General features: G+C 44.9%; 11 protein-coding genes and 1 pseudogene. 8 read left to right on the forward strand and 4 right to left on the reverse strand.

Features of this window, described 5'->3' with window-relative positions:
• The first annotated feature begins 15 nt into the window (after positions 1–15).
• A complete protein-coding gene (gene pepF, locus FC62_RS04260; protein ID WP_056945882.1) occupies positions 16–1,830 on the forward strand; it encodes an oligoendopeptidase F in 1,815 nt (604 codons plus the stop codon).
• Positions 1,831–1,925: 95 nt separating this feature from the next.
• Here pepF and FC62_RS04265 read toward each other — a convergent pair whose 3' ends face one another.
• The 4 genes and pseudogenes from FC62_RS04265 to FC62_RS04280 all read right to left on the reverse strand — a co-directional run bounded on the left by FC62_RS04265 (position 1,926) and on the right by FC62_RS04280 (position 4,785).
• Positions 1,926–2,303, reverse strand: coding sequence for a hypothetical protein (locus tag FC62_RS04265; RefSeq protein WP_056945881.1), 378 nt, complete (start codon positions 2,301–2,303; stop codon positions 1,926–1,928).
• Between the two features lie 108 nt (positions 2,304–2,411).
• Complete coding sequence (locus FC62_RS04270; RefSeq protein WP_054746405.1) at positions 2,412–3,050, reverse strand: SDR family oxidoreductase; 639 nt, start codon at positions 3,048–3,050, stop codon at positions 2,412–2,414.
• A gap of 88 nt (positions 3,051–3,138) precedes the next feature.
• Positions 3,139–3,866: pseudogene (locus FC62_RS04275) on the reverse strand (DUF554 domain-containing protein).
• A 265-nt stretch (positions 3,867–4,131) separates the two neighbouring features.
• Positions 4,132–4,785: a helix-turn-helix domain-containing protein gene (locus tag FC62_RS04280; protein WP_057890707.1), complete on the reverse strand. Its 654-nt coding sequence runs from the start codon at positions 4,783–4,785 to the stop codon at positions 4,132–4,134.
• Between the two features lie 192 nt (positions 4,786–4,977).
• On the opposite strand from FC62_RS04280, the gene FC62_RS04285 reads away from it, so the two are divergent.
• The 7 genes from FC62_RS04285 (at position 4,978) to FC62_RS04315 (ending at position 11,900) form a co-directional block, all read left to right on the forward strand.
• Positions 4,978–5,391, forward strand: a complete 414-nt coding sequence (locus FC62_RS04285) for a hypothetical protein (protein WP_057890708.1) — start codon at positions 4,978–4,980, stop codon at positions 5,389–5,391.
• A gap of 144 nt (positions 5,392–5,535) precedes the next feature.
• Entirely contained in the window at positions 5,536–5,835 is a 300-nt protein-coding gene (locus tag FC62_RS04290) for a lactococcin 972 family bacteriocin (RefSeq protein ID WP_054746153.1), read from the forward strand.
• A gap of 83 nt (positions 5,836–5,918) precedes the next feature.
• A complete protein-coding gene (locus tag FC62_RS04295; RefSeq protein ID WP_056945880.1) occupies positions 5,919–8,033 on the forward strand; it encodes a hypothetical protein in 2,115 nt (704 codons plus the stop codon).
• A gap of 2 nt (positions 8,034–8,035) precedes the next feature.
• Complete coding sequence (locus FC62_RS04300) at positions 8,036–8,680, forward strand: ABC transporter ATP-binding protein (protein WP_056945879.1); 645 nt, start codon at positions 8,036–8,038, stop codon at positions 8,678–8,680.
• 468 nt (positions 8,681–9,148) lie between these two features.
• A complete protein-coding gene (locus FC62_RS04305; protein ID WP_056945878.1) occupies positions 9,149–10,429 on the forward strand; it encodes a replication initiation factor domain-containing protein in 1,281 nt (426 codons plus the stop codon).
• A gap of 77 nt (positions 10,430–10,506) precedes the next feature.
• Entirely contained in the window at positions 10,507–10,770 is a 264-nt protein-coding gene (locus FC62_RS04310) for a DUF3173 family protein (protein ID WP_236693775.1), read from the forward strand.
• Entirely contained in the window at positions 10,767–11,900 is a 1,134-nt protein-coding gene (locus tag FC62_RS04315) for a site-specific integrase (RefSeq protein ID WP_056945877.1), read from the forward strand. The genes FC62_RS04310 and FC62_RS04315 overlap by 4 nt, the downstream gene beginning before the upstream one ends.
• Positions 11,901–12,040: the final 140 nt, after the last annotated feature.

The raw sequence follows: 12,040 nt of genomic DNA on the forward strand, positions 1-12,040 counted from the left end.
GAATGGAGATTGAAAATGCCAGAAGACAAGCAGGTTTTAACCCGTGCAGAAGTGGACCAACAACTCACTTGGGACCTCACGCCCCTTGCGCGAAGCAATGCAGATTTTCACCAAAAACTAACACAGGTACAACAAAAAGTTGTCGCCTTTGCTAAAAAGTATAAGCAACCCGAGTTATCAGTGCCAGAACTAAAGAATGCACTAGCAGACTATAACGCACTGACAGAAGCCGCGGAGACGCTCATCACCTACTCCTCACTACTCAGTTCGACAGACTTCACGAACGCCGAAAACTCCCAAATCGCCTACGAAGGGAGCCAATTCTACGTCAGCATGCGAGCGTCCCTGCAGTTCTTTGAAGATGCCTTATTGCAACTGGACGATTCAACGTTCCAGCAATTAGTTGAGGCCAGTCCTGAGTTCACCGGCTTTCTCCGGCAGTTAAAACACTACCAGCAGATAGCACTCGACCCGAAGGTCGAACATGCACTAGCGCTACTTGGTCCGACATTTAGTGCCCCAGAGAATACGTACGAGGCCATGCAGACTGCCGACCTGCACTTCGATGATTTTCTGGTTGATGGCCAGAAATACCCCTTATCCTTTGGCCTGTATGAAGACTATTATGCCTACCATGAGGACCCAGCAGTTCGGCGCGCTGCCTTTGCTGCTTTCTCAAAAGAACTGGCACGACACCAGAACGTGACCGCAGCCAACTACCTGAATGAAGTAACTACATCGAAGCAGCTAGCTACCCTCCACGGTTTCGACTCCGTGATTGACTATCTGCTCTACGATCAAGAAGTTGACCGCGAAATGTTCAACCGCCAAATTGATCTAATTATTGCAAAGTTTGGCCCCATTATGCAGAAATATCTAAAGTTGTTACAGCAGGAACGTGGCTTATCTGAATTAACCTTTGCCGATCGTCTCATCGACCTCGATCCTGAATTCGCACCTAGCGTGTCCATCGAGGAATCCAAAAAATACATTGAAACAGCGTTACAACCACTAGGATATGAGTACGTCAACATGATTATGCAGGCGTACCCCGCACGGTGGGTCGATTTCGTCCAGAATAAGGGTAAATCATCCGGCGGATTTTGTACCTACGCTTATAACGCCCACCCGTACATTCTAATGTCCTGGCAGAACGTGATGGCCGATGTCTACACATTGATTCACGAAATGGGCCATGCTGGACAATTCATGTTCACAGCCAAGCAGCATCCGGTACTTGACTTCGAACCTTCGACATACATCGTCGAGGCTCCATCTACTTTTAACGAGCTCTTGCTCACCGACTCCTTAGTCCAAAATGCAACGGATGACCGGATGAAGCGTTACGCTCTCACCAAAATGTTAAACAATACATACTTCCATAACTTCATCACCCATCTGCTGGAGGCTGCCTTCCAGCGCGAAGTCTATCAGCTCATTGATGCCGGCCAGAATTTCGATGCTGCGAAGTTGAATGAGATTAAAACGCAAGTCTTCCACCAGTTCTTCGGCGATGCACTAACACTTAATCCGGGGGCAGAATTAACTTGGATGCGCCAAAGTCATTATTACATGGGGCTATATAGTTACACCTATTCTGCCAGCCTAACCGTCTCTACGCAGGCCTTCTTAAAGATTAAAGATGAGGGGCAGCCGGCAGTTAACCGCTGGCTCCGGTTCCTCGGGCTTGGTGCAAGCAAGAATCCAGTTGACTCTGCTGCCACACTCGGCATCGATATTAGGACGAATGAGCCGCTCCTGAATACGATTAATTATCTCGGCGAGGTAGTTGACGAAGTTATTGCTCTCACTGCCAAAATCAACCAATAAATTTATCCTACTAAAAAACAGCAATCCAGAAACACCACACCGGAGCTAATCCGGGTAAAGTGAGTGCGTGATTTGCTGTTTTTTTTGGCGATTGATTAGTCTGTTGCTTGTGGCGCCTGCTGCTGACTCGCCCTAATTCGTTCGTTGATAAAGTCATTCACCTTATCGAGATCCAGTACATTGGTGGAGCCTGCCATATCAAGGATGATTGCCTGTCGGTTATACGTCAGCTTCCGAGCGGAAACCACCCCTTCGGGGACGTGCTCACCCTTCTTGACGAACCGGAAGTAGCCCGGTTGAAACAAGTTTGGCCGGCGTAAATCGACTCTAGCTAAATCGACATACGCAATCTCGGTGATGGGATTCCCCAGGTAATCAAGAATACTGGGCCCCTTCTTACGCTCCAAACGAACGTGCTCCTCATCAACGGTTAGAGTAGCGTTCACTCCCTGAATTTTCAACTTCTCAGCCATGAATATTCCCCCACAAAACTTGATATATTATCTATTTACTATTCTACAGTTTTTAGTACGGAAATGCTGAACTAAATTGAGCATTTATTCAGTCTAATTAGGAGAGAACTAGTACCAGGCGGGCTTATCACCATCCGTTCCCGGTTTATTGACACCCAGGGACTCACGGACGTGCTCTTGCTGATTAATTACCAGGTGGTAAACCAGTGCAGCGATACTCTTGCGGGAAACCTCCGTCCCCTTAAAGTCCTCACCCTTTTGGGTCAACTCGTAGTCGACCTCATCCTTGTCGGTCAACCACGCAGGACGAATAATGGTGTAGTCGAGCGCCGATTGCTCTATTTGGTCGGTCGCCGCCCGATAATTGGTAATATAATCACCCAAGATATTCTTGTTCCATTCACCAAATTTGCCAGGTACCTCATCATAAATTCCGATTGTTGAAATCCAGATAAGCCGCTGTACCCCGCTCTGCTCCATCGCTACCCGCACAGCCTGTGCCTGCGCAACAATGTTCTCGCCAGCCAAGTTAGCATAGACAACATCTTGGCCCGCCATCGCCTGAGCCAACTCCTGTTCATTGCTGGCATCACCCTCGATGATTGCCTTAACCTGGTCCTTTAAGCCGTCTAGCCGCGCGGCCCGCCGCAGAAATAAGGTAACCTGCACGTTCTCGTCCGCAATCATGAACCGTTCAGCGATTCTTGCAATCTTGCCATTAGCACCAATAATCAAAACATTTGTCATTATCCTACCTCCAAAAGTTTCTTACTTTTTGTAACTGCTTTCAGGATAGAACATTTACGAAAACTATACAAGTATTTATTATCATAAATTAGAGAATTGGTAGGACGAAATTGATCCACAACCAGCTCAGCGGCATCACGACAATCATCGCCGGAATCATATCCGCAGTCGGGAACATCTTGATTTGAACCATGTGAAAGCCGGTTGCAAGCATTAGCACACCACCAGCAGCCTTAAAGTCCGCGATCATCGTTGCTGTCGTTAGTGGGTAGATAACGCCCGCAAGTAGATAGAGTAGGACAAAGATCAGGACTTGTGGAATGGCAATCATCGAGACAACGAAACCTAGGTTAGCAGCGAAAATCGCAGCCGTGAAGAAATCGAGAATCGACTTACTAATCAGGATCGAAGCATCTCCGCTCATTCCCTCCGTTAAAGAGCCGTAGATTCCGGTACCACTGGCACAAAACAACACGATTACCGTCACTAAAGTCGCATCAAACTCCTGCTCACTCATTCCCTCGCTCGGTTTGGAATTATCTTCGTAATCATCTTTTGCATCCACTTGGCACCCTGATTAATTCTTTCCCCTAGGTGAATCATTAGGCCAATTGCGGTACCGATGATAACCGCGAAGATTACGGCCGACATGTTCTTCATTGGAGCAATTGAGTAGATCCCCATCGTCATGGAACAGACACCGAAGACCAGATTCAAACCTGACTTGAATTCTGCGGACATTTTCTCACCGCCAAAGGTGCCAATTACACCATCCAAGAAGATGGCTAAACCGTTAATTATAATTCCTATTGGCATGATAAATCCCCCTCTAACAATATTGCCTAAAAAAAATTCAACTGAACAATGTTACCAGATTTTTAAATTCTGCACCAATTTTTTATTCCTGATTATTACCCGGGAAATAATCTTAACAGACGACTAAAACAAAGAATTGCGATATAACACGCCTCTAAGGACGCCTTGTTATACCAACATGATATAATACGCTGATGGAACGTGCCACAGATGTGCCACTCTCAAATACTAATGGAGCCTACCCTCACAGGTAAGCTCCATTTTTTCATTGTAAATTTATAATGTACTGTCCTGACCTTGCCTTGAATTGTAGTTTGAATTGTTGATTTCGATTTGTCAGAATTACTTTGTGGCTTTTTCCAGCTTTTAATATGAATGGTGCTTGTACTGTCTTACCGTTCAAATTGACAAGGCGTATTTCTATATCTCCCTGACTTCCATCATCGTTTGTAAGTACATATGATGATTTGAGTAATGATGGCCGGATAAGTGAACTGCCATTCCAGCTAGCAGTGTGCCATCGTGCTGATGCATGTTGTGAAACGGTCAATACGGTTGATTGATCAGGTGAAATTGTTTGATTCACGGTTTCGGTATTATGATAAAGCAAATATAATGACAAACCAAGTACTGCAATAAAAGCTGGCACAATGATTCTCAAAGCTATCTTCCGTTTTCGGTTCAATCGTTGCTCTTTACCCATCTCTTCAACCATTTCAGGCTCCTCCTTCAGCAACTGGTCAATAGACATTTGAAGGATTTCGCTCAGAGATACAAGGATATCTAAATCTGGATAATTTCGCCCAACCTCCCAGTTTGAAATTGCCGATCTAGATACAGAGAGCAACTCCGCTAGTCGAGCTTGTGTGATTTTTAATTCTAGTCGTCGTTGCTTTAGTCGCTCTCCAAAGGTTGTCATTTCAAATCCTCCATTATGGTTATCGCAAAATTTGACCGTGTAGTCTAGATAGCATCTGTGACTCTGTAATTTACGGTGATTTTTGGCATGACACAAACTCTGTCATTACTGATACATAATCCTTCTTGAATATACCCACTATTAAAAACGCTTGCAAGATGATATTCTTTAGCCATACAGGGGGGAATCAATATGAGGTGTAAATTCTTGTGTGCTACCTTGCTTTCCACGGTTTTACTTAGTGTTTCGGTGAGCGGATCACAATCGGTTAATGCTACCACGGATGGTGAGCAAGCCACTCAATCTACCGCAACGGCGATGATTTACTGGAGTAGTACAGCATATCTAGTTACGAATGCATACTCTAATGTTACGTCATCAAATAACATTTTCAATGACAGCCCAGTTGTTACAAACAATGCCGGAAATAAAGGGGCTATCAAAGTTAAAATCGTTAATTCGAATGGCGCACAGGTAGGATCAGTCAAAACCATTGGTAAGGGTAAAACGGTAAGACTGGATAGCATTCCTTGGAATAGCGGAACATATACTCTCAAGGCTATGGCCGTTTCCTCTGCTGGTACTTACGCAATTAAGATTGACTAATTCGCAGTACCGCGTGCTGATTTCTTCTTGTAGTTGTTGATGGGGCAAAGGCAACGTTTGGAGGAGATACGGCTGAGAATACGGAACAGAGACCGTGTATTAAACTTTTTTAGTGGAACACATTCACACATGGAGGGACATGTTATGAAGAGTGCAAAGAAATTGATGACGGCGTTTGCTGTCACGGCTGGTCTGCTGGGAACAGGCGTAGGTAGTGCTGTTATGGCAGCAAGTGTTGGCGGTGGCACATGGAACTATGGTGTCGGCTTGACTGGCACATTCGGATACTCCGACTATCTTCATAATTCCAAGACACATAGTGCTTCGGTCGGTAGAACAAAGAGCGATTGCAACAAGGTCACCAAGACCAAAGGCGTTTGGGCACAATCAAAGTATACCAAGATTCCACCTACAGGCTTAAACTACTGGTGGAGTGTTAGCTAACTAAATCTGTTGGCAAGTAAAAGACGACTCTCGCATATGTGAAAGTGCGCCTTTCGTATTTATTGGGTTAAGGGGTGATGATCTTGAAAAAAATTCTATCACTGTGTGTGTTCTTAGTAGTTATATGCTCCGCACTGATCACCGTTAATATTTTCCAAACAAAAGACGTGATCCGAACAAACACTATAGAGAAGACTGATGATTCTTTCAACTTCTATGTCAGTGATAGTCAGGTTGCGGTCAAAGATGAAATCAAGGAATTTTCGCGGCTGTCTAATCACTATAAGGTGAATGTCTTCCTTAGTACGACAGATTCAAATGGCGCCACTGTGAAATCAGTCGTATATCAGCGTAGCAGCTTTCCAAAAGATAATTTTGGATTGACATCGAACAACGTATTCCCTGATAAGGACGATTACTACGCAAGTTTTGTAACGGGAAGCCAGCACCAAATTGGTACTATTCCAGTTTTTTACAGCAAAAACCATGTGATTCTCCAGACGCTTTCACGTTATCATAAAGATAATAACCGAACGGCGAACGGGACATTCACTATTGTTGGCGCCAATAGCACAGATAAAGCGAAAATAATTCATCGCCTAAGTCAATTTTTTAGTGTGACGCCAGCTCAACTTGTGACCAAAAACGTTGAACAGCGAACAGAAATGTTCAACAAAAATCTTGGGATATTCTTATTGCTCTTAGCAATATCGATACTTATTTTCCTCTTGATTGTTGTCTACCTGCCAATATCGAAAATGCACACCATTGGCGTGATGAAACTCAACGGCTGGAAAAACGGCGCGATTATTTGGAGTTTCGTCCGCAATGGCATGGTGACACTGTTGGTTACTAGCGTTATGACTGATATCGTGATTGTGATTTTATATCACAATTTCTTACCGCCTACCCTGTTGCCAATATTGATTGTAGGACAATTTGCACTAGTTGCATTGTATTTTCTCGCAAACCTTTCAGTGTATCTACTGGTTCACAAGACCACCATTCGTGATTTGCTGAAAAATCACTTCAACTTTACGCTCGGAACGTGGCTATCATTCGGACTAAAAGCACTGTTAACACTTGTCACCACGGTACTGCTTGTTCAAACATCTGCTGGTATCACTGAATCGCTTCGCCAAGCACAGCAGGTTAAAGATTGGCAACGTGACGGCGAAGTATTGACGATTGACAAAGTAATGTTGGCAGATCAAGACCACGCAACACGTACCCTAACAAAACTGTATGCAGACCTAGATCAAAATACCGACACAATGTACGTGCGTAGTACAGTGGTTAATCCATCTAAAGAATTATCCTCAAATGCAACAACTCCCGAGTTTGCTCCGAATGAACGCTATCCAATTATGACCGTGAATGAAAATTACATTCGGAATAAAGTGCCGCAACTCAGGTCACTGTTAAAGCAAAAATCAACTGAACGCGTCTACTTGATTCCTCAAAAATATAAAAATCATCACGCAATGATGCACTTGGTACAGAGCTTTCAGTACAACTTGCTAAATAGCGAACAACAGTCGCATACTAGTATCAAAAAAATGAAGGTGAAGTTGATTTATTATAATGATCGACAAGCCAAAGTGTCAGTCTTTGCTTACGACTTCAATATCAAGCAAAGGCTTCAGTCTCCCATTTTTTCAATCGTTACACCAAGCAATATGACGTTCTTTGATAAGGAGATTTTATCCGATACAAGTGGTGCCAATCCTTTGAAAATTTCCCAAAGCAAATCAACAATGCGTACCATAAAGCACGCAATTACAAAAGCAGATGCGGGTTACCTAAATATTCATTTTGCGACAATGAATTCAATACTATCGGATTCTTTGACTTCTATCAATCAGGGTTTAGCATTCTTTGCCCTCATGCTGGTAACAGTCTTCTGCCTAAATTTGATTGCCTCCATTTTCTTACTCATGTGTATCATCCAAAATAAAGCACGCTCACTTGCAATCAAGAAAATGCTGGGAATAAAGTTAGTTGATCGATACAAGTGGGAAGGATTAGTCGCCTTGGCTTTATACGCAATTCAGCTTTTGGTAGTGTTGCTATTTGGAAGCTCAAAATTAATACTGATTTTTGCGCTGATTATGATTGCTTTGGACGCACTAATCTCCAGTGGCTTCATTTCGATTGTTGAACGGCGTAGTCTTCCAGCAATGCTGAAAGGAGAATGAAAATGATTAAACTAGAGCATGTTACAAAAAAGTATAAAACCAAAATTGTGCTGGACAACTTCTCCTTATCAGTTGAAGCGGGAGAAATGATTGCCATTACGGGACCAAGTGGATCAGGTAAGAGCACAATCTTAAACATCTTGGGGTTAATTGAATCATTTGATTCTGGCACCTACAAACTGTTCGATCAATCCAATATCAAACCGAATAGTAGAACTGCCTTGTCAATTATCAGAGAGGATATCAGCTATCTGTTTCAAAATTTTGCGCTTATTGAAGACGAAACAGTCGAATATAATCTGATGCTGGGAATTAAATATCTGCATGCCACCAAGGCGGACAAAGTCGCGATAATTAACGATGCACTTCAAAAAGTTGGCTTACAAGGATACGGTAAAAGCCCAATTTTTGAATTGTCTGGGGGGCAACAGCAACGTATCGCTGTGGCACGTGCACTTATCAAGCCAAGCAAGCTGATTCTTGCCGATGAACCCACAGGATCGTTGGACCAGAAAAATCGTGATGAAATCATGCAGTTACTAAAGGCAATGAATAAGCAAGGCAAGACCGTTATTGTTGTCACACACGATGATGAGGTTGCCAATCAATGCCAGCGAATTGTTCATCTTTCATCGATTAGTGGCTAACCGCCTCGTGTTCAATATTGTCCGATGAAGAGCTTGTATTCCTCGAATCAATCACTTCGTTAACATTGAATTTGGAAAACAGATATTAGTTTAGTAATCAACGTACACCAATGGATGACATCATCTGGAGGTGTATTTTTATTTTCCAAAAACATTAAGATTTTGCAAACAATCAAGTTTCTGTTTCAAATTTTGATGAAAATTCCGTCTTTAAGTAGTGAGGGTAATAAATCTCAAATCTTCTTGAAAGGAGGTAGCCTCGCCGCCGCGCGCGGCGTGCAGCGCGAAAGCCGCTAGCGTGAGCGGCGGCGGTCGGCGTTAGCCGGCCGCCTCAAGCCCCCAGTATCTAATAGGGGGGCAAATACAAGTAACAAGAAATCCGACGGTAGGCATAAAGCGCCCGCAGCAAGGCCTTGCCGCATAGGCAGAATGCCGAATTGCTGTTAGGACGCATAGAAAGGAGCTAACATGCTCAAAGACTTGAATTTGATTGGCGGCATGACAAACAAAGATTGGCTTGATCAAGTCCACGACGAGATGCGCGCCAATGGTATTACACAAGGCCAACTCGCCGATATGGCTAATTACAGCCGATCACACCTGAATCAACTGCTGGGTCGCAAGAAGCCACTCAACGATAAAGCCCGATTAGAACTATCATTGGCGTTGCGTGCACTAACCGGTCAGAATAATCTGGACGTCTGTATTGACTATCTCGGCGTCACTTTCAAGACGCATGACTACGAAGAATTGATTAACGAATTGTTCCAAATCAGCCCGACCCATTTCAACCTGCACGACGGCGCTCATTATGGCTATTCAGCAACCCTGATATGCGGTGAAATCAAGATTATGTTATCGCCTTACCAAGACGTGGATGCCGAAGACTACAACCCCAAAGACGACAGTGGCACAATGGTTGAGCTTAAAGGTCAAGGGTGCCGCTATGTCGAATCATATCTGCGATCACAGAACCGGACTTGGTATGACTTCTTGGAAGCGTGTATCAAACTGGATTGCCACTTCACCCGACTTGATTTAGCTATCAACGACCGCAACGGCTTGCTAGACGTATCAACGCTGATTGAGAAGTGCGACCGTGATGAATTCAGCTCGCGCTTTCGTGGGTTCAGGGATAACCGCACCAAACAGTGGCACGCCTCTGGACGCACGTTGTATCTCGGCTCACCACAAAGCGAGGTCAATTTCTGTATCTATGACAAGGCGTTTGAGCAACATCAGAAACACCCAGAAATCGCCATTGAAGACCAACCAATCCGGACCCGCTTTGAAGTGCGACTACGCCGCGAGCGTGCCGCCACCGCGGTTGAACATCTATTAGCGACGCATGATCCTGAACAAGTCGTGTTCGGCATCATCAATCAGTATTTGTGCTTTCTCACCCCCAGCCACAAACCGAAAAGCGAGTGGGCGTTAGATCCCCGTTGGGCGGCATTCATCGGCAACAATCGGGATAAGTTGCGCCTGTCCACTAATCCGGAGCCATTGAACTATGACCACATTACTCGATGGTTAAGAAAGCAAGTCGCACCCTCACTCAAGATGTTGCAGGTGATTGACCAGTACAACAACACAAACGAACTCAAGGCTATCATCGACAGTGGTAAATTGACGCAACGCCACTGGGACGTGATCCACCATTTTCAGCACCAACGCAATGGTATTATGACAGATTCCAAACATCGTGAGAAATCAAAAAAGAGCGACTACGCCGACCAAAGCAAGTAGCCACCCTTCACAGATAAGATATGGGTTCTATCTGGTTTGATTATCTCACTCCCACCAAACTTTAGGAAGTGATTTGATTGAATATTAACGCACCAGCACAGCCAGTCTTCCTGACAATGACTAGAGCTGACCTTATCAAGCTGGGATACAGTCCAGCGCAAGCAAGCCGTATCATCAAAATGGCAAAAGAGTTGTTGCTCAAACAAGGCCTTGGATGGTACGGTAAGAAAGGCGTAGACCGTGTTCCAGTGGAAGCAGTAGACGCAGTATTAGGCTTGAAACTAAGCCAACTTGAGGGTGCACCAAGTGGCCTTTCCGCAGTTAAGGAGGAACTATCTTGACTACGAAAGACCATATTACCAAGCAAGCGGACGGCACTTTTAGCTTCCGCGTGAGCTTAGGAACTGACAAACGGACTGGCAAGCGAATTCAAAAGCGTGCCAGCGGCTTCAAAACGAAAACGGAGGCGAAAAAAGCAAGACTAGCCATGTTGGCGGCTGGCGTTACTGATGACCAAGACATCAAGCAGACCCGCTTCGGGCCATTCATGGAGGACGTGTTCAAGCCTTGGTACAAAACCCAAGTGAAGCCACGGACTTACCGGCAACGCGTAAACATGATGGGCAGTGAGCATCTCAAGGTGTTTACCGAGATCGCGATTGACCAAATTCGACCGATCGATATTCAAAGGTGGCAAGTGCAGATTCTAAAAGTCTGCAAGCAATCTTATGCGCGAACTGTCAATATTCTGATTGGTCAAGTGTTAGAACGCGCCAAAACCTTAGGCATCATCTCCGAAAATGCAGTGCGCATCGTCGGTCTGATTCCTAAGAAGAAAGCGAAGATCAAGTTCTGGACACGGGAAGACTTCCAAAAAGTGATTGCCAAAACTGGCACAGACACTTACGAGAAATACTTTGAGCGCACGATGTTGTGGTTCATGTTCATGTCAGGCTTACGAAGTGGTGAAGCGCGGGCGTTAAAGTGGACAGACGTTGATCTCGAAGCTAAGACGGTGAACATCAACAAAACCATGGACTATCACAACCGCAACTGGTTTGAAACGCCAGAGCCAAAGACCGCGGCTAGTCGTCGAACAGTCGCGCTTGATGATGATACGATTGCGTGTCTAGGCGCGTGGCAGGTCGAACAAGCAACGATGGTGCAATCCGAGTGGGTATTCTCACTCAATGGGATTCCCTGCCCTGACCGGCGCTTCTTGAGTATCGTGAGCGCTTATAGCACACTCGCAGAAGTTGAGCGAATTACTGTGCATGGCCTCCGTCACTCGCATGTGTCGCTGTTGATCAGCCTCGGTGAAAATCCACTCCAAATCAAAGAACGTCTGGGGCATGAAGACATCGAAACGACACTCGGCACTTACGGTCATCTCTACCCGAACAGTAACTTTGAAGTCGCAAAAAAGCTCAACGGGATCTTCTCCGAGGAGGTGCCCAATGAGCCAAAATAATTTGAAAAGGGTCAAAACTGTGCCACCGTAAAATTGGTGGTGCTAGAAACGTTGATACCACGGGACGTGCACGAGATGTGTCATTGTTCCCGGGAAAATTCTTATAACATAAAAAATCCCGCCGAGTGGCAGGATTATTT

This window comes from Amylolactobacillus amylotrophicus DSM 20534 (assembly GCF_001434555.1).
Taxonomy (GTDB): Bacteria; Bacillota; Bacilli; order Lactobacillales; family Lactobacillaceae; genus Amylolactobacillus; species Amylolactobacillus amylophilus.